This is a genomic window from Williamsia herbipolensis (assembly GCF_000964005.1).
GTDB classification, from domain to species: domain Bacteria; phylum Actinomycetota; class Actinomycetes; order Mycobacteriales; family Mycobacteriaceae; genus Williamsia_A; species Williamsia_A herbipolensis.
On sequence record NZ_JXYP01000036.1, the window covers coordinates 105500 to 130092 of the forward strand.

General features: G+C 69.3%; 21 protein-coding genes. 13 read left to right on the top strand and 8 right to left on the bottom strand.

The annotated features are described in order from the left end of the window. Positions 1-8: 8 nt before the first annotated feature. The 5 genes from TU34_RS18910 to TU34_RS18930 all read right to left on the bottom strand — a co-directional run bounded on the left by TU34_RS18910 (position 9) and on the right by TU34_RS18930 (position 3997). Positions 9-704, bottom strand: a complete 696-nt coding sequence (locus tag TU34_RS18910) for a TrmH family RNA methyltransferase (protein ID WP_045824441.1) — start codon at positions 702-704, stop codon at positions 9-11. Then, positions 685-1215 carry an orotate phosphoribosyltransferase gene (gene pyrE, locus TU34_RS18915; RefSeq protein ID WP_238981379.1) on the bottom strand — a complete coding sequence of 177 codons (531 nt, stop codon included), beginning with the start codon at positions 1213-1215 and terminating at the stop codon, positions 685-687. The genes TU34_RS18910 and pyrE overlap by 20 nt, the downstream gene beginning before the upstream one ends. Positions 1216-1220: 5 nt before the next feature. Further along, complete coding sequence (locus tag TU34_RS18920; RefSeq protein WP_045824443.1) at positions 1221-2324, bottom strand: type III secretion system chaperone family protein; 1104 nt, start codon at positions 2322-2324, stop codon at positions 1221-1223. A gap of 34 nt (positions 2325-2358) precedes the next feature. Continuing rightward, positions 2359-2892 carry a hypothetical protein gene (locus tag TU34_RS18925; RefSeq protein ID WP_045824444.1) on the bottom strand — a complete coding sequence of 178 codons (534 nt, stop codon included), beginning with the start codon at positions 2890-2892 and terminating at the stop codon, positions 2359-2361. 115 nt (positions 2893-3007) lie between these two features. After that, the gene (locus TU34_RS18930) at positions 3008-3997 is read right to left on the bottom strand and encodes a D-2-hydroxyacid dehydrogenase (protein ID WP_203225494.1); all 990 of its coding nucleotides are present in this window, start codon (positions 3995-3997) and stop codon (positions 3008-3010) included. A gap of 90 nt (positions 3998-4087) precedes the next feature. Between TU34_RS18930 and TU34_RS18935 the strand changes: the two genes are divergently transcribed. The 7 genes from TU34_RS18935 to TU34_RS18965 all read left to right on the top strand — a co-directional run bounded on the left by TU34_RS18935 (position 4088) and on the right by TU34_RS18965 (position 14360). Beyond that, positions 4088-5428 (top strand): aspartate aminotransferase family protein, encoded by a 1341-nt coding sequence (locus TU34_RS18935; RefSeq protein ID WP_045824445.1) that lies wholly within the window; start codon positions 4088-4090, stop codon positions 5426-5428. An 8-nt stretch (positions 5429-5436) separates the two neighbouring features. Then, positions 5437-8448, top strand: coding sequence for an FAD-binding and (Fe-S)-binding domain-containing protein (locus tag TU34_RS18940; RefSeq protein WP_420835200.1), 3012 nt, complete (start codon positions 5437-5439; stop codon positions 8446-8448). After that, on the top strand, positions 8445-9929 hold the full coding sequence (locus TU34_RS18945; RefSeq protein ID WP_045824446.1) for an NAD-dependent succinate-semialdehyde dehydrogenase: 1485 nt from the start codon (positions 8445-8447) through the stop codon (positions 9927-9929). The genes TU34_RS18940 and TU34_RS18945 overlap by 4 nt, the downstream gene beginning before the upstream one ends. 13 nt (positions 9930-9942) lie before the next feature. Beyond that, complete coding sequence (locus TU34_RS18950) at positions 9943-11136, top strand: M24 family metallopeptidase (RefSeq protein ID WP_045824447.1); 1194 nt, start codon at positions 9943-9945, stop codon at positions 11134-11136. Positions 11137-11168: 32 nt separating this feature from the next. Continuing rightward, entirely contained in the window at positions 11169-12395 is a 1227-nt protein-coding gene (locus TU34_RS18955; protein ID WP_045824448.1) for an aminotransferase-like domain-containing protein, read from the top strand. 14 nt (positions 12396-12409) lie between these two features. Beyond that, positions 12410-13594: a M20 family metallopeptidase gene (locus TU34_RS18960; protein WP_045824538.1), complete on the top strand. Its 1185-nt coding sequence runs from the start codon at positions 12410-12412 to the stop codon at positions 13592-13594. Between the two features lie 160 nt (positions 13595-13754). Beyond that, positions 13755-14360: a flavin reductase family protein gene (locus TU34_RS18965; RefSeq protein WP_045824449.1), complete on the top strand. Its 606-nt coding sequence runs from the start codon at positions 13755-13757 to the stop codon at positions 14358-14360. Between the two features lie 120 nt (positions 14361-14480). On the opposite strand, the gene TU34_RS18970 is transcribed toward TU34_RS18965, so the two are convergent. Together TU34_RS18970 and TU34_RS18975 are read right to left on the bottom strand one after the other, a co-directional pair. Next, complete coding sequence (locus tag TU34_RS18970; RefSeq protein WP_045824450.1) at positions 14481-15863, bottom strand: MFS transporter; 1383 nt, start codon at positions 15861-15863, stop codon at positions 14481-14483. A 207-nt stretch (positions 15864-16070) separates the two neighbouring features. Beyond that, a complete protein-coding gene (locus tag TU34_RS18975) occupies positions 16071-16799 on the bottom strand; it encodes a GntR family transcriptional regulator (RefSeq protein WP_045824451.1) in 729 nt (242 codons plus the stop codon). 118 nt (positions 16800-16917) lie between these two features. On the opposite strand from TU34_RS18975, the gene TU34_RS18980 reads away from it, so the two are divergent. Together TU34_RS18980 and TU34_RS18985 are read left to right on the top strand one after the other, a co-directional pair. Next, entirely contained in the window at positions 16918-18360 is a 1443-nt protein-coding gene (locus TU34_RS18980) for an amidase (RefSeq protein ID WP_045824452.1), read from the top strand. A gap of 37 nt (positions 18361-18397) precedes the next feature. After that, positions 18398-19213 (top strand): MerR family transcriptional regulator, encoded by an 816-nt coding sequence (locus TU34_RS18985; protein WP_045824453.1) that lies wholly within the window; start codon positions 18398-18400, stop codon positions 19211-19213. Between the two features lie 9 nt (positions 19214-19222). Here TU34_RS18985 and TU34_RS18990 read toward each other — a convergent pair whose 3' ends face one another. Next, positions 19223-20122: an SCO6745 family protein gene (locus TU34_RS18990; protein ID WP_045824454.1), complete on the bottom strand. Its 900-nt coding sequence runs from the start codon at positions 20120-20122 to the stop codon at positions 19223-19225. A 154-nt stretch (positions 20123-20276) separates the two neighbouring features. Between TU34_RS18990 and TU34_RS18995 the strand changes: the two genes are divergently transcribed. Genes TU34_RS18995 through TU34_RS19010 form a run of 4 tightly spaced genes read left to right on the top strand, consistent with a single transcriptional unit; the run spans position 20277 to position 24592 of the window. After that, positions 20277-21602, top strand: a complete 1326-nt coding sequence (locus tag TU34_RS18995; protein ID WP_203225496.1) for an amino acid permease — start codon at positions 20277-20279, stop codon at positions 21600-21602. Continuing rightward, positions 21595-23244 (top strand): dihydroxyacetone kinase family protein, encoded by a 1650-nt coding sequence (locus TU34_RS19000; RefSeq protein ID WP_045824456.1) that lies wholly within the window; start codon positions 21595-21597, stop codon positions 23242-23244. Before TU34_RS18995 ends, TU34_RS19000 begins: the two co-directional genes overlap by 8 nt. Beyond that, positions 23241-23915, top strand: a complete 675-nt coding sequence (locus TU34_RS19005) for a DUF998 domain-containing protein (protein ID WP_045824457.1) — start codon at positions 23241-23243, stop codon at positions 23913-23915. The genes TU34_RS19000 and TU34_RS19005 overlap by 4 nt, the downstream gene beginning before the upstream one ends. After that, positions 23912-24592 (top strand): SDR family NAD(P)-dependent oxidoreductase, encoded by a 681-nt coding sequence (locus TU34_RS19010; protein ID WP_045824458.1) that lies wholly within the window; start codon positions 23912-23914, stop codon positions 24590-24592. Before TU34_RS19005 ends, TU34_RS19010 begins: the two co-directional genes overlap by 4 nt. Position 24593: the final 1 nt, after the last annotated feature.

The following is a 24593-nucleotide window of genomic DNA, read 5'->3' on the forward strand; positions in this document are numbered from 1 at the left end:
GGGGTAGCTCACCATGCACCGTCGAGATCGGCGTGCGCGCGGATCCAGCCGTGCATGGCGATACCCGCGGCGACACCGGCGTTGATGCTGCGGGTCGACCCGAACTGCGCGATGGAGACCGTCAGGTCGGCGCCTGCGTGCGCCTCCGCGCTGACGCCGGGGCCCTCCTGGCCGAACAGCAGCACGCAGTCGCGCGGGAGGTCGGTCGTCTCCAGCGGGATCGAGCCCGGGGTGTTGTCGACGGCGACCACCCGCAGTCCCGCGTCGTGCGCCCAGGCGATCAGCGATGCGACATCGGGGTGGTGCGAGATGTGTTGGTAGCGATCGGTGACCATGGCGCCGCGACGGTTCCAGCGCTTCCGACCCACGATGTGCACCGCCGCCGCACCGAAGGCGTTGGCGGTCCGCACGACGGTGCCGATGTTGGCGTCGTGGGCGAAGTTCTCGATGGCCACGTGGAACGGGTGGCGTCGGGTGTCGAGATCGGCGACGATCGCCTCGCGCCGCCAGTAGCGATAGCGGTCGACCACGTTGCGTCGATCACCCTCGGCGAGCAGCTCGGGATCGAAGTGCTCCTCGGTCGGGAGCGGCCCGTCGCGCTCCACCGACCACGGCCCGAGCCCGACCGCCTCATCGGCCGCGGTGGCCCATTCGGTCGGTCCCTGCTCGTCGGTGCGACGCTGCTCAGGCGAGTCCGATGTCATCCAGGCCCAGTAGCGACCGGTACTCGACACCCTCGGCCTCGATGACGGCGGCGGCGCCGGTATCGCGGTCGACCACCGTGGCGACACCGACGACCTGCGCGCCGAGGTCACGCGCCGCGGCGACCGCGGTCAGCGGCGAATTGCCGGTCGTGGTGGTGTCCTCGACGATGAGGACGCGCTTGCCGACGATGTCGGGTCCCTCGATCTGTCGTTGCATCCCATGGGCTTTCGCGGCCTTGCGCACCACGAACGCGTCGATGTCCCGCCCGGGGGCGTGCATGATCGCCGTCGCGACGGGGTCGGCGCCGAGGGTGAGACCACCGACGGCCGCGAAATCCCAGTCGGCGGTGAGCTCACGCATCAGCACACCGATGAGCCGAGATGCCTCGTGGTGCAACGTCGCCCGTCGGAGATCGACGTAGTAGTCGGCCTCCTTGCCCGAGGACAGCGTCACCCGACCGTGGACCACGGCGAGTTCGGCGACCAGTTCAGCCAGTCGCTGCTTGCTCACTCGCGTCACTCCGATCGGTCGTCGCGAGAGAAGCCCTCGCGGGGGATGTCGCGATCGGGATCGACGCGACGACGCACGGGCATCGGCTGCACACCGCGACGCGGGGCATCGGACGACGGTGCCACCGACCGCGGCCGATCCGACTCAGCCGCCCGCGGCCGATCCGACTCAGCCGACCGCGGCTGGGGCCGGGGCGGGAGCGTCCGCGGCGGGCCACCGGCGACGTCGACCGGCGAGACCGGCCGCGGCGCCGGCGCGTCGGCACGCGCGTTCTCGGCCCGCACACGGTCACCACGGGGACCCTCCGGTCGAGGGCTGTCGACGCGCGGGCCATCGGGACGGGGAGCAGCGGCGCGCGCACCCGCGGTGGCCTGGAGCTGTTCGCGCGCAATGGCTTCGGTCTTCGGCTCGGCCAGTCCTCGACGGGCTCGTCCGGTGGGGCTCGAGGGATCGCGCGGGTCGGGACGCGGCGCCGGATCGGTCGAGGGCGGCAGCACGCGGAGCAGATCGGTGAAGCGACGCACCGTCTCCAGCGCGGTGTCGAGTCGGTCGGGATCATTGGTCAGGGGCATCGACGCGACCGACCAGTTGCCCTCGTTCCAGATGATCTCGATGTAATCGGGGGCGTTGGTCGCCAGCGCGATCATGCGGCGGTCGCAGACGCGGCGGGCGATGTCGAGGTGCGTGGAGAACATGACGCGTCGACCCATGGCGCCGAGCAACTCGACGTCGTCCTCGGCGGGGGCGAGCACCTTCTCCTGCCGGACGTCGATGACGACCGACGACGCGACCGACCGACGCACGGCCACGATGGTGCCGATGTCGACGAGATCGAAGAGCACCGCCTCGTCACCGAAGTAGCGGCCGTGGGTGATGTCGACGATCTCGACGTGGTCCTCGATGTCCATCGCGGCGCGGTGCAGCTCCGAACGGATGTCGCGCACCTCCTCGGGTGCCGCGCGCTCGGTGGCGACGAAGCGGAACCCGTGTCCGTCACCCCATACCGCGCGCTCACGGCGGACCACCGCGGCACGACGGCGGTCGAGCCACAGGAGTACGGCCGCACCGGCGAGGGCGATAGCGGCGATCACGAAGTAGACGGCGGTCATCGCGCTACAGCCTAGTCACTGGTGACCGCGGAGGTCAGTTTCCCGGACGCGACGCGGTGACGCGTCCGTCCACCACGAGATCGGCGACCATCCGCTCGCCGTCGATCAGCACGTGGACGACCACCAGATCGCCGAGCTTCAACGGCGAGGCGGCAGCCTTGTCGGCGGTCTCGTAGTGGGTCGAGTCGGTCAGCGCGATGCGGTGTCGCCGACCGTCGCTCATGTGGATGCCCATCTCCGACGTCGACAGACTGTCGACCGTCCCGAGCAGCATCTTCGAGCGGCTGATGGCCGTCGGGGTCACACCGCCGGCCGCGCTGCCCGAGGCGGGTGGCTCGACGGGCGCGGGGCCCACCGTGTCCGGGACCGCCGGGGTGGAGGTGGGTGGGGTGATGAACTTCATCGCCGCGGCGGAGGTCGACTCGGCCTCGGATTCCTCGCCGCGGTCGGCACCGAGATGCACGCAGTACGCCAGGCCGATGCCGGCGACCATGAGGCCGGCCACGCACAGCAGGGTGGTGCGGGTACCGCTGTTCGGTTTCCAGGTCAGTCGCAGTCGTCGCTTCATGACGCGCTGACCTCCTTCTCATGTGCCCACCGGGATACCGCCCCGAGGCTAGGAGCCGACCCTGAGATACGTCTGTGAATACGCCTCGATCACGGCGCGTCGGCGTGCCCGGCGGTCAGCGCACGTACCCGCGCTCCTTGTCGACCGGGTGGTCGGGAGCCTGCCCGGCCGCGTAGTGGCGCAGATGAGCGAGAAACTGGTCGGCGAGTTCATCACGCCAGCCGACGACGTCGCCGCTCATGTGGGCCGAGATCGCCACCTGGTCGAGGTCCCAGAGCGGGCTGTCGGCCGGTAGCGGTTCGGTCTCCACGACGTCGAGCGACGCCGCCGCGATGGTCCCGTCCCGAAGGGCCTCGATCAGATCAGCCTCGACCACCAACTGCCCGCGTCCGACGTTGATCAGGTGCGCCGAGGGCTTCATCGCGGCCAACACTCGCGCGTCGACCAGTCCGGCGGTCTGCTCGGTGAGCGGTGCGATCGCGACGACGTTGTCGAAGGCACCGACATGCTCGGCGAGATCGTCGGTGGCGATCACGGTGCCGAAGTCGGGGTCGTCGGTGCGCGCGGTGCGACCCGCACCCGTCACCTGCAGGCCCGCGGCGCGCAGCAGTCTCGCGACCGCACGACCGATGGCGCCGGTACCGATCACCAGTGCGCTCGAGCCGGTGGTGCGCCGCGTCTCGCGCCACACCCACCGGTGCTCGCGCTGCAGTGCGCGGGACTCGTGCAGGGATTTGTCGCGGGCCAGGATCGACGCGAGGACGAACTCGGCGATCGGGCCGTCGAACACGCCGCGGGCGTTGGTCATGACGACGTCGGAGGTGCGCAGCTCGTCGAAGAGCATCGCGTCGACGCCGGCGGCGCACACGTGGATCCACCGCAGCGCCTCGGCGTGCGGCCATGCCTCCCGGAGGGCCGCGGAGAAGTAGTCCCACAGCATCAGCACGTCGGCTCCGGCGACGGCGTCGGCGAGGTCGTCGGCGGTACACAACCGCACCTGCGCCAGCTCGGCGATCGCGTCGAGGTTGTGCGGGTCGGCGAGCCCGTCGCGGGTCAGCACGGCGACGCGGATGGGGCGGTCCGCCGGGGTCGGATCTGCGGTCACGCCGCCCACCGTAGACAACGCCCCGGCCCCACCCCGAACCGGATAGTCCAATTGTTGACAATCCGACCACCCACCGGTCACCGTGTACCCATGACCTCCACCCTGGGCACCGTCGCGCACACCTCGAGCGGCGACAACACGACCAAGATCCACCGTGCTCGCGCCACCCTCAGTCCGGCGCTCAAGCAGGCCACGCCGGTCGTGGTCGACCACGCGACGGGCTCGTGGATCCACGGCACCGACGGGCGTTCCTACCTCGACTTCACCACCGGTATCGGCGTCACCAGCACCGGTCACTGCCACCCCCGCGTGGTCGCCGCCGCCCAGGAACAGTGCGGCAAGATCATCCACGCCCAGTACACGACCGTGATGCACCAGCCGTTGCTCGAACTGACCGACGCCCTCGGCGAGGTGCTCCCCGACGGCATCGACTCGGTCTTCTACGCCAACTCGGGCTCCGAGGCGGTCGAGGCGTCGATCCGGTTGGCGCGCATGGCCACCGGCCGCCCCAACATCGTCGTGTTCCAGGGCGGGTTCCACGGCCGCACCGTCGCCGCGGCCAGTCTCACCACCGCGGGCACCCGCTTCTCGGCCGGTTTCTCCCCGCTGATGAGCGGCGTGCACATGGCGCCCTTCCCCTACGCCTACCGCTACGGGATGGACACCGACACCGCCGTCGATTTCGCACTGCGCGAGCTCGACTACCTCTTCGCCTCGCGGGTCGCCCCCAACGACACCGCCGCCATGCTCATCGAGCCGGTCCTCGGCGACGGCGGCTATCTGCCGACACCTCCGGCCTTCCTCGCCGGCCTCCGTGAGCGCGCCGACCGCCACGGCATCGTGCTCATCGTCGACGAGGTGCAGTCCGGCGTCGGACGCACCGGCAGGTTCTGGGGCCACGAGTTCTGCGACGGCCTCGTCCCCGACATCCTCATCACCGCCAAGGGGATCGCCTCGGGCTTCCCGATCTCGGCGATCGCCGCACCCACCGAGCTGATGGCCAAGGCGTGGCCGGGTTCGCAGGGTGGCACCTACGGCGGCAACGCCGTCGCGGCTGCCGCCGGAGTCGCGACACTGGCCGTCATCGCCGAGGAGAACCTCGTCGACAACGCCCGCGAACGCGGTGATCAGCTGCTCGCCGGTCTGGCGACCCTGGCCGAGCGGGTCCCCGCCATCGGCGACGTCCGCGGACAGGGCCTGATGGCGGGTATCGAGTTCATCGACCCCGACGCCTCGGGCTCGGTGCCGACCGCGAACGCGGCCGCTGCGGCCAAGGTGCAGCAGGCGTGCATCGATCAGGACCTGCTGACCCTGACCTGTGGGCCACTCGGCAACGTCGTGCGACTCATCCCCGCGCTGGTCGTCACCGCCGACGAGATCGACTCCGGGCTGGCCCGATTCGGCGCGGCGGTCGACGCCGTGCTGGGCTGAACCCCGCGGTGACCCTCACCCCGCACCGCGAGACCACCGGGGACGCCTCCCACGCCGCACCCGCGCTGAGGGCGCTCGGTCTCGACGCCGACGACTCGTCGCGCCGTCGCACCGAATACTCCTACGACGCCTCGAACTACCGGCTGTCCCCGCTGTGTGTCGTGTTCCCGCGCAGCGACATCGACGTCGCGACGGCCGCTCGCTGGTGTCACGAGCACGGTGTGCCGATCATCGCCCGCGGCGGCGGGACGGGTATGGGCGGCAACGCCATCGGTGAGGGCGTCGTGATCGACTTCTCGCGCCACATGGATGCCGTCACGTCCGTCGACGTCGAGGGGCGCACCGCCGTCGCCCAGTCGGGTGTCGTGCTCACCGCCCTGCAGAAGCGGGTGCGCGAGATCAGCGACGGGACACTGACGTTCGCGCCCGACCCGTCGAGCCAGTCACGGGCCACCGTCGGCGGCGCGATCGGCAACGACGCCTGCGGCAACCACTCGGTGCGCTACGGCCGCACCACCGACCACGTCGTGGCGATCTCGCTGGTGACCGCCGACGGGGTGCGCCTCACCGCCACCCGAACGGGCTTGACGGCCACCGATCCCGCTGACAGCGCCGCGGTCCGCCGCGCCGAGGATCTCACCGACGCCCTGCGTGATCTCGTCGGCGACAACCTCGCCCCGCTGCGCACCGAACTCGAACGCATCCCACGGCAGGTGTCGGGCTACCATCTCGCGCACCTGTTGCCCGAGCGCGGTTTCGACGTGGCACGGGCGCTCGTCGGCAGCGAGGGCACGTGCGCGATCGTGGTGTCGGCGACGGTGTCGCTGGTGCCCGTCGCGGCGCACCCGCAGCTGCTGTGCCTGGGGTACCGCGACGTCGTCGACGCCGCCCGCGACGTCCCCACCATGCTGAGCTTCTCCCCCTCGGCGATCGAGGGCATCGACGAACGCATCGTCGCCACCATGCGGGCCCGGCGCGGTCGGTCGTCAGTGGAGGGCCTGCCGGACGGAAAAGCCTGGATCTACGTCGAACTCGACGAGTTCAGTGCCGGCGATGTCCCCGCGGCGATCTCGGATCTGCTCGAGAAGCTGCGCGCGGAGGGACGTCTCGTCGACGCGCGCACCGTGAGCGATCCAGCGGCGCGCTCGATGCTGTGGCGTGTGCGAGAGGACGGTGCTGGTTTATCGTCGCGTCTGGTCGATCTCGACGACCCGGATGCGGGCAGCGGATACGAATCCTGGCCGGGTTGGGAGGATTCCGCCGTCGCGCCGGAGAACCTGCCCGAGTACCTCGAGGGTTTCCAGGACCTGCTCGCCCACCACGGGCTCACCGGCGTGATGTACGGCCACTTCGGCGCCGGTTGCATGCACGTGCGCATCACCTTCGACCAGCGCACCGCATCGGGTCGGGAGACCATGCTCGCGTTCTGTCGCGACGCCGCGCACCTCGTGGTGGCCCACGGCGGATCGCTGTCGGGCGAACACGGCGACGGCCGCGCCCGGTCGGAGCTGCTTCCGATCATGTACTCGCCCAGCATGATGTCGATGTTCGCCGCGTTCAAGGACATCTGGGATCCGGCGCGCGTGCTCAATCCGGGCAGCATCGTCGACCCCGACGCCATCGGCGACCATCTCGCCCTCGACGGCATCCCCGCGCGCACCTGGACCACCGCGTTCGATCTCGGCATCCCCGGGCCCGGGGACAACGGTCGCGCCGATCACCCGCTCGAGGCCCCCGGACTCGACCCGTTCGTCCATGCGACACAGGCCTGTATCGGCGTCGGTCGGTGTCGCTCACACTCCGGCGGGGTGATGTGCCCCAGCTACCGGGCGACGCGCGATGAGAAGGACTCGACCCGCGCCCGCGCCCGCGTGCTGCAGGAGATGACGCGCACCGCTCCCGACATCGAGACCGGGTGGCGCTCGAAGGACGTCCGCGAGTCCCTGGACCTGTGCCTGTCGTGCAAGGCGTGCTCGACCGACTGCCCCACCGGTGTCGACATGGCGACCTACCGGTCGGAGTTCTTCTCGCACTTCTACCGCCACCGCCTACGGCCGATGTCGCACTACGCGCTGGGGTGGATGCCGGCCTGGCTGCGACCCGCCACCGCGATGGCCCCGATGATCAATGCCGTTCTGGGGAGCCGGTTGTCGGGACCCGCCGCGCGTGTCGCCGGCCTCGATGCGCGGCGCTCGATGCCGCGTTTCGCCCGCCGGAAGTCGGTGCGGGCGGCTCTGGCACCCCTGGTCCGCCGCACCGACGCACCGGTGGTGTTGTTCCTCGACTCGTTCACCAAGGCCTTCCGTCCCGACGTCGCCACGGCCGCCGCCCGCGTCCTCGGCGGCGGTGACACCGAACAGGTGAGCTGCGAGAAGGACAACTGCTGCGCACTGACCTGGATCTCGACCGGCCAGCTCGATCACGCGAAGAAGGTCCTGAACCGCACGGTTACTGCTCTCGACGACGGCACCGACCGACCGATCGTGGTGCCCGAGCCGAGTTGCGCTGCGGCACTGCGCAAAGATCTGCCCGAGCTGGTCCACACCGACGCCGCGAAACGCGTCGCGGCACGCGTCAGCAGTTTCGCCGCGCACGTCGGCGAGATGCTCGACGACGGCTACACCCCGCCGCCGATGCCCGAGTCGGTGACGGTGCAGACCCACTGCCACGAGTACGCGGTGTTCGGTCCCGCGACGCAGGTGTCGGTGCTCCGGCGACTCGGCGTCTCCGAGGTGACCTCGGCCGACGGATGCTGCGGCGTGGCAGGCAACTTCGGCTTCGAACGCGGACACTACGAGGTGAGCATGGCCGTCGGCGAGCAGGCGTTGGCCCCGGCGCTTCGGGCACGCTCCGACGGCGCCCCCGTGCTCACCGACGGTTTCAGCTGCGCCATGGCCGTCGACCACCTCTCGGGCGTCGACAGCGCGATCACCTCGGTCACCGGAGCCCATCTCGCCGAGCTCCTCGATCCCCGCACCGATACCCTGCGTCCCGCACCCTCACGAAAGGATCCGACGTGACCGACCCCCGTGCCGCCGAACTGATCGGCAAACTGAACACCGGACTGTTCATCGGCGGCAGCTGGAGCGCCGCCGAATCGGGCGCCACCTTCGCCGTGGAGAACCCTGCGACCGGCGAGCAGATCGCGACCGTCGCCGACGGTGGGGCCGCCGACGCGCAGCGCGCCATCGAGACCGCCGCGGCCACCCAGAAGAGCTGGGCGGCAACATCTCCCCGGTCGCGCAGCGAGATCCTGTACCGGGCACACCGGCTGATCCTCGACCGTGCCGACGATCTCGCCCTGATCATGACCACCGAGATGGGCAAGCCGCTCGCCGAGGCCAAAGGTGAGGTCGCCTACGGTGCGGAGTTCTTCCGGTGGTTCGCCGAGGAGGCGGTCCGCATCGGGGGCGACCACACCACCACCGGCGACGGCGCCAACCGCATCGTGGTCACCAAGGAACCGGTCGGCCCCTGTGTGCTGATCACGCCGTGGAACTTCCCCCTCGCGATGGGCACCCGCAAGATCGGGCCGGCCGTCGCCGCCGGGTGCACGATGGTGTTCAAACCCGCCGAGCTGACCCCGCTGACCGCGCTCGCGCTGGCCGACATCCTCACCGAGGCGGGGCTTCCCGAGGGCGTGCTCAACATCGTGACCACCAACACCCCGGGGCCGGTGGTGACCACCTGGATGGACTCGGGACTGGCCCGCAAGCTCAGCTTCACCGGATCGACCCAGGTCGGCAAGCTACTGCTCGAGCAGGCGTCGCACACCGTGATGCGGACGTCGATGGAGCTCGGCGGGAACGCCCCGTTCATCGTCTGCGCCGACGCCGACATCGACCGCGCCGTCGAGGGCGCGATGGTGGCCAAGATGCGCAACATGGGCGAGGCCTGCACCGCCGCCAACCGGATCTTCGTCGACCGTTCCGTCGCCGCGGAATTCGGCACCAAACTGGCCGAGCGCATGGGCGCGCTCGTGGTGGGTGACGGTGTCGCCGAGGGCACGCAGGTCGGCCCGCTCGTGGAGGACAAGGCCCTGGCCAAGGTGCGCGATCTCGTCGCCGACGCCGTCGAGCGCGGGGCGACGGTCATGTGCGGTGGTACCGCACCCGAGGGCCCCGGTCACTTCTACCCGCCCACCGTGCTCAGTGGCGTGAGCCCCGAATCGGACCTGATGGCGACCGAGATCTTCGGTCCGGTGGCGCCGCTCATCCCGTTCGACAGCGAGGACGAGCTGATCGCCATGGCCAACGACACCCCCTGGGGGCTGGTGGGATACCTCTTCAGTCAGGACATCGACCGCGCGCTGCGACTGTCGGCGGCACTCGAGGTCGGCATGGTGGGTCTCAACACCGGCCTGGTCTCGAACCCGGCGGCGCCGTTCGGCGGCGTGAAGGAGTCGGGCCTGGGCCGTGAGGGCGGCCGGGTCGGCATCGAGGAGTTCCTCGAGACCAAGTACCTGGCCATCCCCAAATCTGCTCCTGTGTCGGGCACCTGAGAGGCGAGAACCCGTGTACCTCGGATCCCAGCTCTTCACCGACGACGAATACGCCACCCGGCTCCATCGTGTGCGCGAACTGATGGAACAGCAGGGACTCTCGGCCGTCATCGTGACCGACCCTGCGAACATCTTCTACCTCATCGGCTACAACGCGTGGTCGTTCTACACCCCGCAGATGTTGTTCGTCCCCATCGAGGGCGAGATGGTGTTCTTCCTGCGCGACATGGATGCCCATGGGGCGCATCGCACCACGTGGCTCCCGGCCGACCAGATCGTCGGCTACCCGGAGAGTTACGTGCACCGGCCGCACGTCCACCCGTTCGACTGGGTGGCATGGGCTCTGCGGCAACGACATCAGATCGCCCCGGCGTCGCGGCAGGGCTCGGTGGGCCTCGAGATGGACTCGCACTTCTTCTCACCCAAGGCCTACCGGGCGCTGTACAACGCGATCCCCGAGTGGAAGCTCGTCGACAGTTTCGAGCTCGTCAACTGGGTGCGGTCGGTGAAGTCCGACGCCGAGATCCAGCTGATGCGGCAGGCCGGCATGGTCTGCTCGCAGGCCATGCGTGCCGCGATCGACACCATCGACGTCGGTGTGCGGCAATGTGATGCGGCGGCGGCGATCTCGCAGGCACAGATCACCGGCACCGACGACTTCGGCGGCGACTACCCGGCCATCGTGCCGATGATGCCGACCGGCGCCGCGGCCGACACCCCGCACCTCACCTGGCACCAGGGCACGTTCAACGACGACGAGGCCGTCGTGATCGAGCTGACCGGCGCGCACAACCGCTACCACTGTCCGCTGGCCCGCACGGTGTCGCTGGGGACGCCGAACAAGGATGTCGACTACGTGGCGGGCGCCACCGCCGAGGGCCTGAACAACGTTCTCGACGCCATCCGTCCCGGCGTGCCCACCCGTGAGCTCGCCTCCACGTGGAACTGGACGCTGGCGAAGTACGGGCTCGAGAAGCCCTCGCGTCTGGGCTATTCCATCGGGATTGGCTACCCGCCCGACTGGGGCGAGCGCACCATCAGCATCCGCACCGAGGACGAGACGATCCTCGCCGAGAACATGACGTTCCACATCGTGTGCGGGATGTGGATGGACGGCTACGGATTCGAGCTGTCGGAGTCGGTGCGCGTGAGTGCGACCGGCGTGGAGACGTTCACCAGCTTCCCGCGTGAACTGATCCGCAAGTGACCTGATTTCTCTCTCGATCGAAGGAGCACGCCATGACCGCCACCGACATCGCGAGGCACGCGCCGTCCCTGCCGCTCGCCGGACGCGCGAAAGACCTGGTGGGTTCGATGATCGACTCGTCGACGTCGCTCCTCGCGGCGCAGACCCACGACATCGTGCGCTTCGCGATGGGGTCGCCCGCCGACGAGGCGGTGCCGTCGGAGGAGTTCCGCGAGATCGCCGGGACGATCCTCGACGCGTCGTCGTTCACCTACGGCGCCACCGAGGGTGAGCCCCGCCTGCTCGAGCTCTTGGTGAAATACCTGGCGGGAACCCCGGATCCGTCGAGCGAGGACCGGCTCGTCATCACCACCGGCGGCATGCAGGGGCTCGATCTGGCGTGCAAGCTGTTCATCGATCCGGGTGATCTCGTGGTCGTGGAATCGCCGACGTACACCAACGGCAGTGCCACGGCATTGTCGTACGGGGCGCAGCTCCTCGAGGTCCCCGTCGACGACGAGGGCATGCGGGTCGACATGATGCAGGATCTGGTCGCCCACCACCACCGGCCCCCCAAGGCGATCTACACGATCCCCACCTTCCAGAACCCGTCCGGCGTCACCATGTCGCTCGAACGGCGAAAGGCGTTGCTGGAGCTGGCTCATCGGTGGGGCTCGGTGATCATCGACGACGACCCCTACGGCCTGCTGCGCTTCTCCGGCCAGGACATCCCGACCTTCCAGACGCTCAGCCCACAGGACCCGCTGCTGTTCTCGGTGCGCACGTTCTCGAAGATCCTCGCGCCCGGTTGGCGTGTGGGGTGGGTCGACGCCGATCCGTCGATCCGACAGCTGCTCATCAACGGCAAGCAGGCCATGGACACGTGTACCAACGTGCCCAACCAGCACATCGTCGCCGAGTACATCGCCCGCGGCGGCCTCGACGATCACCTCGCGTCGATCCGGGTGCTCTACCGCGAGCGCAAGGACGCGATGCTCGACTCCATCGCGCGACATCTCGGCGACCGTGTCACCACCACCAACCCCGAGGGCGGCTTCTTCCTCTGGCTCACGCTCGCCGGCGAGTTCGGCGAGATCGACACCCGGGAGCTGTTCGAGGTCGCGTTGGCCGACGGCGTCGCGTTCATCCCCGGCCCGGCGCTCTCGCCCGGCGGACGTTTCCGCAACGCCCTGCGGCTGTGCTTCGCCTCGAGCACCCCCGAGCGGATCGACGAGGGCATCAAGCGGCTCGCCGGCAGCCTTGAGAAGATGGTGGCGTGACCGACGCGCTCCCCCTGCTCACCGCACAGAACGAACGCGAACGCGCGGTGTGCGCGGCGATCACCGCGGAGTCGATCGTCGAGCTCACGCGCGCTCTCGTGGAACAACCGAGCGTCAACCCCGGCGGCACCGAGGCATCGACGGTGGCCGTCCTCGCCGAGGCCGCCCGTGGCGCGGGTGCCTCGGTCGACGTCGTCGAGGTGGCGCCCGACCGCCCGAACCTGGTCGCCACCCTGCCCGGCGGCGACGGGCCGGGACTGATGTTCCTGGGCCATTCCGACGTGGTACCCACCGGGCCGGGCTGGACCGCCGATCCGTTCGTGCCACGCGTGGTCGACGGCAGGATCATCGGCCGCGGGGCCACCGACATGAAGGGCGGGCTCGCCGCGATCGTCGTCGCCATGAACGCGTTGCGCGACGAGAAGCTCAGTGGCCCGGTGCGTCTCACATGCACGGTCGACGAGGAGGAGCACGGGATCGGTGTGCGCGACCTGGTGTCGCGGCCCGACGGGGTGTCGTTCCTCGGCTGTGTGGTGGCCGAACCCACGGGCCTCGACACCGTGATCGCCTGTCGCGGCGCGTCGTACATCTCGGTCGAGATCCGGGGTCGGGCAGCACATTCCGGTAGGCCCGCCGACGGACGTAACGCCATCAACGCCGCCGCCAGCATCATCGAGATCATCCGCGCCGACCACGACGCCATGCAGACCGAGCTCGACCCGCTGCTCGGCGCAGGCACCTGGAACGTCGGGACCATCACCGGCGGTCAGGGCATCTCGGCGGTCGCCCCCGATGCGTCGATCGGGATCGACCGACGACTCATGCCCGACGAGGACGCCGATGCGATCGCCTCCGCGCTGCGCGAGCGTGTCGCGGCCGAGGGGATCGACACCGACGGCATCGAGGTCGACATCGCGGTCACCATGCAGATGCCGGGCTTCCGCACCGCCGTCGACCACCCGCTGGTGACCTCGGCCGTCGAGGCCGTCCGCGACGCCGGAGGCACCACCTCGATCGGCGGCTGGACCGCGGCGTGCGACGGCGGGTTCGTCACCCGCGACCTCGGGATCCCGTGCATCGTCCTCGGTCCCGGCGACATCAACACCCAGGCACACCAACCCGACGAATCGGTCGTCATCGACGACCTCGTCACCGCCGCACGCGCCTACGCCCTCATGGCCCTGCGCCTGCTCTCCTGACCCCCCCGCCAGTTGGGCACCTAACGACCGCAGTTGGGCACGTAAAGCCTGCAGTTGGGCACGTAAAGCCCGCGGTTGGGCACGTGACGACCGCAATTGGGCCGACGTTCGCGCCAGCTGGGCCGACGTTCGGCGAACTCGCGTCGGGCAGACTGGAACCATGAGTTCATCGAACGACCGCATCGTGCACGATCCCGCCACCGTCGATCCGGGCGATTTCTACAAGTTGTTGACCGCATCGATCGTCCCGCGGCCGATCGCGTGGGTGTCGAGTCGCAGCTCTGACGGCATCGACAACCTGTCGCCGTACAGCTTCTTCTCGGTGTCGTCGACGAGTCCGCCGGTCGTGCAGTTCACCTCGGTCGGCGGCGCGAAGGACAGCGCGCGCAACGCCATCGACACCGGCCAGTTCGTGATCAACATCGTCTCGACGTCGTTGATGCACCTCGCCAACGACAGTTCGGCCGGGTTCGATTCCGACGTCGATGAATTCGTCGAGGCGGGCATCCCGTCGACACCGGCGACCGTCGTCGACTGTCTGCGCGTCGCCGACTCGCCCATCGCGATCGAGTGCCGCCTGCACAGGTCGATCGAGGTCGGCAACAGCGTCGTGATCATGGGCGAGGTCGTCGCGCTGACCGTCGATCCCGCGATCGTGGCCGACGACGGTCTGCCCGACTACGACAAGCTCGCCGCCGTCAGTCGCCTCGGCCGCATCGAATGGGGCATGCCGGGCGACACCGTCGACCTCGATCGCCCGCACTAGGGCCCACTCGACGCGAACGTCGGCCCACCTGCGGACGTTACGTGCCCAACCGCGGGCTTTACGTGCCCAACTGCGGGCTTTAGGTGCCCAACTGCGGGCGTTAGGTGCCCAACTGGCGGGTCAGGCGTGGGTGAGGGCCTTCTCGGCGTCGGTCTCCTCGCCGGGGATCTCGGTGCCGCGGATCGAGCATCCTGCGGTCTCGCGCAGGAACAGCAGGGCGACCATGCCGATCGCGCAGGCGATCATCATGTAGCCGGCCGGGAAGAGGTCCCAGCCGTCGTTGTTCTCCACGACGGCGTCGTTCACGAGCGGAGCGGTGCCACCGAACGCCGCGGTCGCGACGTTGTAGGAGATCGCGAAACCGGCGTAACGCACCTGGGTGGGGAACATCGCCGGGAACGTCGCCGAGATGGTGGCCAGCTGCGGGATGTAGAGCACACCGAGGACCACGAATCCGATGATGGCCCAGACGAATCCCTGACCCATCAGCCAGAACATGGGCAGCGCGAACACGAACAGGCCGATCAGCGACACCCACCACATCGGTTTGCGGCCGGTGCGGTCGGAGAGCCGTCCCACGAACGGGATCAGCGCCATCATCACCAACTGACCGATCAGCATGGTCACGGTGCTGTCGTTGCCCTCGAGCCCGATGGTGTTCTTCAGGTAGGTCGGCAGGTAGGCCAGAAGCGTGTAGTTCGCGACGTTGAGCGCGATCACCATGCCGAACATGATGATGATCGGCCGACGGTAGTCGCGGAGGAGGTCGACGAAGCGCGTCCACGCGGTGCCCTCGATCTCGCCCTTCTGCTCCATCTCGCGGAACACCGGGGTGTCCTCCATCTGGTTCCGCAGGTAGAGACCCACGAGACCCAGTGGCAGCGCGAAGAAGAACGGGATGCGCCAGCCCCAGGTCTGCATCTGATCGTCGGTGAGGTTCAGTTCGAGCACCAGCACGAACGCGGTGCCGAGCACGAAGCCGGCGAGCGTCCCGAACTCCAGGAACGACCCGTACTTGCCGCGCTTCTTGTCGGGGGCGTACTCGGCCATGAACGTTGCCGCGCCGCCGTATTCGCCACCGGTCGAGAAGCCCTGCACCACACGGAGAACGATCAGCAGGATCGGCGCCCACACCCCGGCGACGGCGTGCGTGGGCAGCACACCGATCAGGGCCGTGGCGATCGAGATGAGCATGATCGTCATGGCCAGCACGGCCTTACGACCGATCCGGTCGCCGATGGGGCCCCACACCATGCCACCCAGCGGACGCAGCGCGAACGACACCGCGAAGCCGAGCATGGTGCCGATGGTGCCGAGATCGCCCGGGAAGAAGGCCTGGGTCAGGTAGGTCGCGGTCGCGGCGTAGACGCCGTAGTCGTACCACTCGGTCGCGTTGCCGATCGCCGATGCACCGATCGCCTTACGGAGCAGGCGTTTGCCCTCCGGGGTCTCGGGATCCGGCAGGCCGGGAGCATCTCCGGCGGTCGCGGTCTTGGTGGTCATGTGATGCCTCCGGCGTCGGGAACTACGCGGGTCGATGTGCGCGCTCGGTGCGCGATGTCGGTGTCTGTGCGGTGTTCTGGACAGTCGGTGCGCGATGCTGCACACCCGAACAGGTGAGGCAACGGTAGCCGGTTCGCGGTGCTCACGAGGCGGATACCCCCGTCCTCGCAGGTAGATCGACCGGCCGCGACGGCGCGGCGACACCGATCACGGTGCATGCCCGGGCGGAACAGTCTGCGCGACCACCGCGGACTCGTCGGGCATGAGGCGCGCCAACCCGTCTCGCATGTGCGCGATCATCAGCTCGTCGGCTGTCGCGAGGTCACCGGCGACGATGGCGTGGACGATCTCGGTGTGCTCGTCGATGCGCGCCTGCGCCGACGCGTAGGTTCCCCGCATGGCGCCCAGGCACATCCGCGTCTCGACCAGGATCGTCTCGTGGATGCGCGAGAGTCGTGGACTGCGAGCACATTCCACGAGCTTCGCGTGGAAGGCCATGTCCGCGTCGGCGATCTCACGGCCGTTCGGATCGTCGGCGAACGCCTGCATGTGGTCGATCGTCGCCTCGAGAGCGGCGACGTCGGTGGGATCCCGCCGCGACACCACCTGCGCCAGCGCCGCCCGCTCGATCGCCGAGCGCGCCACGTACATGTCGTTGATGTCGTCGTCGTCCATCGAGATCACGAAGAGCCCACGATTGCGGTAGCTGACCAGCAACCCTTCCTGCGTGAGGCGCTGCATGGCCTCACGCAGAGGACCACGGCTCACACCGAGATCGGCGGCGAGGCCGGACTCGGTCAGCTGGGTCCCGGGCGCGAAGTCCCCCGCCGCGATGGCCGCACGCAGCTTGCGCGCGATGATCGCCGGCGTCGACTCCTGCACCAGCGGGTCGAGGACCCGTTTGCGGGTGCTCGGCCCTCCCTCGAGGTCAGTCATGGCCCGTCACATTCATGCACCGATGGTGCGAGCTGAATCGGTAGATTGTCAACAATCTACGTCGTAGCCGTCCGCGGTGCTCGCGGGGGCTCGGCGAGGGCGCCTCTATATTCGAGCGATGAGTGGATCGCACCGCCGGCACGCCTTCACCGACGACGCGCTCGGAGACCTCGACGCCACCGGGGTGGCCGCCGCCATCGCCGCGGGCGACATCTCGTCCGCCGAGGCCGTGGCCGCCGCCATCGCACGGGCCGAGGCCGTCAACCCGCACCTCAACGCCGTGCAGACACCCGACTACGACCGTGCGACGGCCTTCGCGCGCAGTCCGGGCACCGGGGTGTTCGCCGGCGTCCCGACGGTGATCAAGGACAACACCGACGTCGCCGGACTCGCGTCGAACCAGGGATCGCTGGCCGTGAACGCCACGCCCGCGAAGCGCAACGCTGCCGTCACCGACCAGTACCTCTCGACCGGTCTCATCAGCCTCGGCAAGTCGACGATGCCCGAGTTCGGGTTCAACGCGAGCACCGAGTACGAGGATCTGCCGCCCACCCGCAACCCGTGGGACACCGAGTTCTCGGCCGGCGCGTCGTCGGGCGGATCGGCCGCGTTGGTCGCCGCCGGGGTGGTGCCGATCGCGCATGCCAACGACGGCGGCGGCTCCATCCGCATCCCCGCCGCGGCGTGCGGGCTCGTCGGCCTGAAGATGACGCGGGGGCGCGAGCTGCCCGACGCCCACGCGAAGGATATGCCGGTCAACCTCGTCTCCAACGGCGCACTGACACGGTCGGTGCGCGACACGGCACACTTCGCCGCACAGATCGAGCGGTACCGACCGGCGCCGTCGCTGCGACCGATCGGCCTCGTCGAGGGTCCGTCGCCGAAGCGACTGCGCATCGGGGTCGTGAACCGCTCGTTGAGCGAGTTCCCGGTCGACGAGGCCACCAGAGCCGCCGTCGCCGAGACCGCCCGACGCCTGGCCGATCTCGGCCACGACGTCCGCGAGATCGGACTGCCGCTGCCCGAACGCGATCTCATGCGGTTCAAGGACGACTTCATCCATCTGTGGGGGCTGCTGGCGTTCGGCGTGCAGAAATTCGGGTCGCGGGTGATGAGTCCCGATTTCGACGGCGACCGCACCGAGTCGCTCACCCGCGGACTGTCGAGCCAGTTCCTGCGCAACGCATGGCGCACACCGACCGCACTGTGGCGATTGCGGGCCGCCGAGGCGAAGTACGACAACAGCTTCGCCGATCTGGACGCGATGGTGTCGCCGGTGGTCGCGCACACGACACCCGAACTCGGATATCTCTCCCCCGCCAACGGTTTCGACGTCCTGTTCCCGCGACTGATCGCCTACGTCGCCTTCACCCCGCTGAACAACGCGGCCGGCGGTCCGGCGATCTCGTTGCCGCTGGGCCGCACCGCCACGGGAATGCCCTTGGGCGTGCAGATCTCGGCCGACCACGGCGACGAACGGACGCTCCTCGAACTCGCGTGGGAACTCGAGGCGGACCGGCCGTTCGCCCGGATCCAGGATCCGGTGTCCGAGGGGGCTTGACCCTCACACCGTGTGAGGGCTCACCGTGGGAGGCGTCATGATCACCATCGGAGACCTCGCCTCACTCGCCCGGGTGTCGGTGCGGATGTTGCGGCACTACGACGCGATCGGGCTGCTCACGCCCGCACACGTCGACCCGCACACGTCGTACCGGTACTACGACCTCGATCAACTGCGTCGGCTCAACCGGATCGTCGCGCTGAAGGACCTCGGGTTCACCCTCGAGGCCGTCGGACGCATCGTCGACGACGAGCTGACCGGTGACGATCTGCGGACCCTGCTGCGTACGCGGCAGGCCGAGATCGCCGCCTCGATCGCGGCCGAGGAACACCGCCTGGCGCGCGTGGCGGCGCGGATCCGCATCATCGAGAGCGAGAACGCAATGACCACCGCACACATCACCACCACCACCGTCACACCGGTCCGCCACGTGGGGCTGACCGCCGTCGCCGAGAGCGCGACGAGCGAGGCCGTCGGGCCGGTGATCCAGCCGATGTACCCGCAGATCATCGGGGCGTTGACCCAGGCCGGGGTGACGCCGACCGGTCCCAGCGTCGCCTACTACCGACCCGAGCCGACCGCCGGGGAGGAGGCGGTCCGGGTGCACGCCACGTTCCCCGTCGGCGACGCCGACATCGCCGGCCTGGCGACCATCGACCTCCCCGGCGGCGAGTACGCGTCGATCATCCACACCGGCTCGATGGACACCGTCGACTCGGCCTACCAGCAGCTCAACCGCTGGGTCACCGATCAGGGACTGCACCTCACCGGCGAGGGCCGCGAGATCTACCTCGAGATGTCCGACGACCCGGCCGACTGGGTGACCGAGGTGCAGGTCGCCTTCACCCGCTGAGGTCGGCGGTCACTTCTTCTTCGTGCCCGGGAGGACCCCGGCGTCGATGACCGCCTTCACGAACGGTCGCGTCGAGGCCATGAGGTCGTCGAAGTCGTCGACGTCGGCCCACGCTGCGGCCGCGGAATCGTCGGTGATCTCCTCGATGTCGGCGTAGAGCGCGGCGCCGGCGTCGGTGAGGGTGTCGGTGACCTTGCCGGCGTCGTCGGTCGAGCGCGACAACAGTCCGCGGTCCACGAGGCCGTCGGCGGCGGTGTCCCACTGCTCGTCGGACCAGCCGCGTGTCAGCTGCGACATCCGACGCCCGAGACCGCGTTTGCGGATCGCCGGGTCGGGGTGTCGGGCCTCGTGGAACACGACCGCCTCGAGCCGGTCGAGAGTCGCGCCCACCAGTGCGGCGATGTGGCCGTCGCCGCGCCACTCACGCAGGATCGCGACGGCGTGCCACAGTGCGACGGCCGGGTCGTCGGGGCGAGATACGTGCGCCCACGCCGAGGCCAACGTGCGACCGGCCATCGGTGCGCGGGCGGCGATCGCATAGAAGCGGTCGGCGAGTGCGGTCAGTGTCGCGGGGTCGGCGGCGTCGCCGTAGACGTGTGCGAGCGACTCGGCCAGCATCGCGTCGCGGCGTCGCGCCACGTGGTCGAGTCCGACGGCCTTCGCCGCCTCCCACCCGGGGTGCACGATGCCCTCGCTGAAGTTGTAGAACGCCGCCGAGACCACCGACGGCACGCACTCGCCGAGCGGCGCCCCGCGGGCACCGACGTAGAACGCGTAGGCGTCGAGTCCGGTGTCGGCCTGGGCGGCGCCGAGCCCCGGGTTGAAGTAGCACAGCACGTGCATCGGTTCGAGCGTCTCGTAGGCCGTGCGCGCACGTGCTCGCGCGGTCGCGTCGAATCGGTGCGCCATCTGCAACTCCTCGTGCCAGCATGAGTGGGAACCACCTCACGGTAGCCACACCGCCTGCCGCGACGCGCTCGACCTCACACGAAGGGCCTTTGTGACCACCACCCCCACACAGCCCGCCTCTCTCGGCGCGAACCTCAAGCCGCGTCACATCACGATGATCTCCATCGCGGGCGTGATCGGCGCAGGACTGTTCGTCGGGTCGGCGACGGCGATCAAGGAGGCCGGCCCCGCCGTTCTCATCTCCTACGGCCTCGCCGGCACGCTCGTGGTCCTGGTGATGCGGATGCTGGGCGAGATGGCGACCGCCAACCCCGACACCGGCTCGTTCTCGGTGTATTCCCAACGTGCACTGGGTCGTTGGGCCGGCTTCTCGGTCGGATGGCTCTACTGGTGGTTCTGGGTGCTGGTGATCCCGGTGGAGGCGACCGCCGCGGCCGACGTGCTCAGCCGACTGATCGGCAGCGAGCAGTGGGTGTGGGCGCTGGCCGTCACACTGCTGCTCACCGCGACGAACCTGGTCAGCGTGGGCAACTACGGCGAGTTCGAATTCTGGTTCGCGCTGATCAAAGTCGTTGCCATCGTGGCGTTCATCGCGATCGGTCTCGTCGCGATCTTCGGCATCTTCCCCGGCTCCGACGTGAGCGGGGTGAGCAATTTGTGGCAGCCCGACGGGTTCTTCGCCAACGGCTACTCCGCGATCGTCGCCGCCATGCTGACGACGATGTTCTCGTTCATGGGCACCGAGATCGTGACCATCGCCGCCGCCGAGTCCCCCGATCCACAGAAGGGGATCAGTCGCGCGGTCAACTCGGTGATCTGGCGGATCTTCCTGTTCTACATCGGCTCGATCTTCGTGGTCGTCGCGCTGGTCCCCTACGACCGCCTCGACGACGGCTCGTATCAGACGGTGTTGCAGGCCATCGGCATTCCCGGTTCGGCGCGCATCATGGACATCGTGGTGCTGACCGCCGTCGCGTCGTGCCTGAACTCGGCGCTCTACACCGCCTCGCGCATGCTGTTCTCGTTGGGCGAGCGCAACGAGGCGCCGTCGGTGGTCCGTCGCCTCACCCACAACGGTGTGCCGTGGGTGGCGGTGCTGGCGTCGATGGTGGTGGGTTTCCTCGCCGTCATCGGCAACTACGTGTTGCCCGACAAGATCTTCGGATATCTCCTCGCCACCAGCGGCGCCGTGGCGCTGTTCGTCTACCTCGCCATCGCGGCCAGCCAGTTCGTGCTCGGACGACAGATGCGCGCCGCAGGCGAACAACCACCGGTACGGATGTGGCTGTTCCCGTATCTGACCGTCGTGGCGATGGTCTTCATCGTGGCGGTGCTGGTGCTCATGGTCTTCGACGACAACCAGCGTGAGCCGATCTTCTTCTCGGTGATCTCGGCGGTCATCATCGTCGCGATCGGTGTGTGGCATCACCGCCGCTCCGACGCCCCGAAGGATCTCGTGTCGGGGTCGACCCGTGGCTGACCCCGAGGCGCGGCCGGTACACCGCTACGTCAGCGGCGACCCCCGACGGTTCCTCACCGACGCCCTCGCCGGCTTCGTTGCCGCGCATGACCACATCGCATGGGAATCCGACCCCGGCTTCCTGTACCGGACCGATCGCGAGGGCGGCGGGGTGGCGCTGGTGTCGGGCGGCGGATCGGGTCACGAGCCGATGCACTCGGGACTGATCGGCGCCGGCATGCTCGACGCCGCCTGCCCCGGGCTGGTGTTCACCTCCCCGAACGCACTGCAGGTCGCCGCGGCGACACGACATGTCGATCGTGGCGACGGTGTGCTGCACATCGTGAAGAACTACACCGGCGACGTCATGAACTTCCGTGTCGCCCGTCGTCTCGTCGGGGGTGACGTCGAGACCGATCACGTCCTCATCGACGACGACGTCGCCACCGACTCCGACCACGACGGTCCCGGTCGTCGCGGTACCGGTGCCACCGTGATCGTCGAGAAGGTCTGTGGCGCAGCCGCTGCGCGCGGCGACAGTCTCTCCGCGGTCGCCGATCTGGGTCGCCGCGTCGCGGCCGGTGCCCGCAGTTTCTCGGTGGCGTTCGCGCCGTGCACCGTCCCGGGCGCCGACCGTACGAGTTTCGACCTCGCGCCCGACGAGATGGAGTACGGGGTCGGGATCCACGGCGAGAGCGGGGTCGACCGGATCCCGCAGCAGCCCGTCGACGAACTCGTCTCCGGCATGCTGGGGCGCATCCTCGACGCATTGGCACCCGACGACGGTGAGCCTCTGATCGTGTTCGTCAACGGGTTGGGGTCGACCCATCCACTCGAACTCGGCGTGGTGTTCGACCAGGTGGTACGACAGCTGACCGCGCGTGGTCTCGAGGTGCGGCGCAGCCTCGTCGCGACGCTGGTGACCGCGCTCGACATGGCCGGCTTCTCGCTCACCGTGGTGCGCTGCGACGACGAGATCGTCGAGCTGTTCGACGCCCCCACCGACGCCCCGGGATGGCCCGCGCGCACCGCCACGACGTCGGCGCAGCCGGTCGATGTGACGTTCGCCGAACCCGACGACGCCGCCGACGACGGACCCGAATGTGTGTGGCTCAGTGCGTTCGTCGAGCGTGTGCAGGGCTCGATCGACGAGCTCACCGACCTCGACCGACGCGCCGGTGACGGCGACTTCGGGGCGAACATGTCTGCGGCACTGGATCATCTGCACCTGCCGTTGCGCGGGTCGGAGGCATCGGTCGCCCGGGCATTGAGCACTTCGTTCCTGGTGCGTTCCGGGGGCACCTCGGGAGCGCTGTTCGGTACCTTGTTCGCCGAACTGGCCACCGCCGCCGCCGCATCCGACGGTGCCGATGTCCTGGCGAACGGCGTGGCGAACGCCCTACGCGAGATCACCGACCTCGGTGGTGCACGCGTGGGCGACAACACCCTGGTCGACGCGCTGGCGCCGGCATCCGATGCCCTGGCCTCCGGGGCGTCGCTCGACGAGGTCGCCGCCGCGGCCGAGGCCGGTGCCGAGTCGACACGGGACCTGGTCGCGTCACGGGGACGCGCGAGCTACGTGGGCGACCGGGCGCGCGGCGTGGTCGATCCCGGTGCGCTCGTGATCGCCTGGTTGTTCCGCGCCGCCGCCGACCACCGGTGAGACCCCGACCACGGACCGGTGGCGACCCGGTCCGCGTCGCGGCGTGGCTGTGGCTGGTCGGCGGGGTGGTCTACGTGGTGTCCGAGGTGCTCGCGGTGGCCGCGTATCCCGGCTTCAGACTGGCGCGGGACTACATCAGCGCACTCGGCATCCCCGGCGACTCACCGCGGGCGACGACGATGAACGTCGGTGCGTTCATCGTGCACGGTGTCCTGTTCGCGGTGGCCGGTGTCGTCGCAGCCCGCGGTCTGAGCGGAACGCGGCGCGCGCGTGTCGCTTTCGCGGGACTCGCGGTGACAAACGGTGTCGGCAACGTTCTCGTCGGCGTGTTCCACTCGGGGACGAGTCCCCTGCACGGAGTCGGCGCGTTCCTCGCGATCGTGGGCGGTAACGCGGCGATCATCGTCGCCGGTGGACTGTTACGGACCTGGGGTGCCCCCGCGGCCCACTGCGTGGCGAGCCGCGCGGCGGGTGTGATCGGTATCGGCTGCTTCGTCGCACTGCTCGCGGCGAGCGGGGCCGACACCGGGATCGAGGGCGCCATCGAACGCGGCAGCGTCTACACGATCATCGGATGGGACCTCGTGACCGGCGTGGTCCTGCTGGTCAGCGGGCGTCGAAGCCCATCACGCGTTTCGGCCGCCGCACGACGGGGCACTATGGAGAGATGACTGATATCTCGGGCAAGGTGTACGTCGTCGTCGGTGCCAGTGGAGCCCTCGGTTCGCGGATCGCGCGGTCGTTGGCCGAGCAGGGTGCGACGCTGACGATCAGCGGCCGGTCGACCGAGACGCTCGACGGGCTCGGCATCGACGGCGCCCACGTGGTGGCGGCCGATCTGCGCGAACCCGATGCCGCGCGCACCGTGATCGCCGAGGCGAAGGCGGAGCACGGCCGGATCGACGGCGTCGTGAACGCGGCGGGCGTGGCGGCCTTCGGTCCGGTGGCCGACATCGACGACGACACCGTCGACGACCTCGTGCTCATCGACTTCCTCGGCCCCCTGCGCCTGCTGCGTGCCGCGCTCGGCGAGATCGAGGAGGGCGGTGTCATCGTCGGCATCAGCGCGGTCCTCGCCGAGCAGCCCGTCGCCGGGATGGCGACCTACTCGGCGGTCAAGGCGGCCGCCTCCACCCTCTATGTCGCGGCGGCGAAAGAGGCGCGGCGCAGCAAGATCCGCGTCGTCGACGTCCGGCCGCCACACACCGAGACCGGGCTCGTCGACCGCGCCATCGCGGGCGATCCGCCGAAGATGCCCGAGGGCTTGAGCCCCGACACCGTCGCCGACCGCGTGATCGCAGCGATCACCGGTGGCGAGCGCGAGGTCGCCAGCTCCGACTTCGGCTGAC

What these genes read in the sequence shown, in the direction of transcription:
- TU34_RS18910 (WP_045824441.1), bottom strand. Translation starts at nt 704, where the DNA reads ATGACATCGGACTCGCCTGAGCAGCGTCGCACCGACGAGCAGGGACCG.
- TU34_RS18920 (WP_045824443.1), bottom strand. Translation starts at nt 2,324, where the DNA reads ATGACCGCCGTCTACTTCGTGATCGCCGCTATCGCCCTCGCCGGTGCG.
- TU34_RS18925 (WP_045824444.1), bottom strand. Translation starts at nt 2,892, where the DNA reads ATGAAGCGACGACTGCGACTGACCTGGAAACCGAACAGCGGTACCCGC.
- TU34_RS18935 (WP_045824445.1), top strand. Translation starts at nt 4,088, where the DNA reads ATGACCTCCACCCTGGGCACCGTCGCGCACACCTCGAGCGGCGACAAC.
- TU34_RS18955 (WP_045824448.1), top strand. Translation starts at nt 11,169, where the DNA reads ATGACCGCCACCGACATCGCGAGGCACGCGCCGTCCCTGCCGCTCGCC.
- TU34_RS18965 (WP_045824449.1), top strand. Translation starts at nt 13,755, where the DNA reads ATGAGTTCATCGAACGACCGCATCGTGCACGATCCCGCCACCGTCGAT.
- TU34_RS18970 (WP_045824450.1), bottom strand. Translation starts at nt 15,863, where the DNA reads ATGACCACCAAGACCGCGACCGCCGGAGATGCTCCCGGCCTGCCGGAT.
- TU34_RS18975 (WP_045824451.1), bottom strand. Translation starts at nt 16,799, where the DNA reads ATGACTGACCTCGAGGGAGGGCCGAGCACCCGCAAACGGGTCCTCGAC.
- TU34_RS18980 (WP_045824452.1), top strand. Translation starts at nt 16,918, where the DNA reads ATGAGTGGATCGCACCGCCGGCACGCCTTCACCGACGACGCGCTCGGA.
- TU34_RS18985 (WP_045824453.1), top strand. Translation starts at nt 18,398, where the DNA reads ATGATCACCATCGGAGACCTCGCCTCACTCGCCCGGGTGTCGGTGCGG.
- TU34_RS18990 (WP_045824454.1), bottom strand. Translation starts at nt 20,122, where the DNA reads ATGGCGCACCGATTCGACGCGACCGCGCGAGCACGTGCGCGCACGGCC.
- TU34_RS18995 (WP_203225496.1), top strand. Translation starts at nt 20,277, where the DNA reads ATGATCTCCATCGCGGGCGTGATCGGCGCAGGACTGTTCGTCGGGTCG.
- TU34_RS19010 (WP_045824458.1), top strand. Translation starts at nt 23,912, where the DNA reads ATGACTGATATCTCGGGCAAGGTGTACGTCGTCGTCGGTGCCAGTGGA.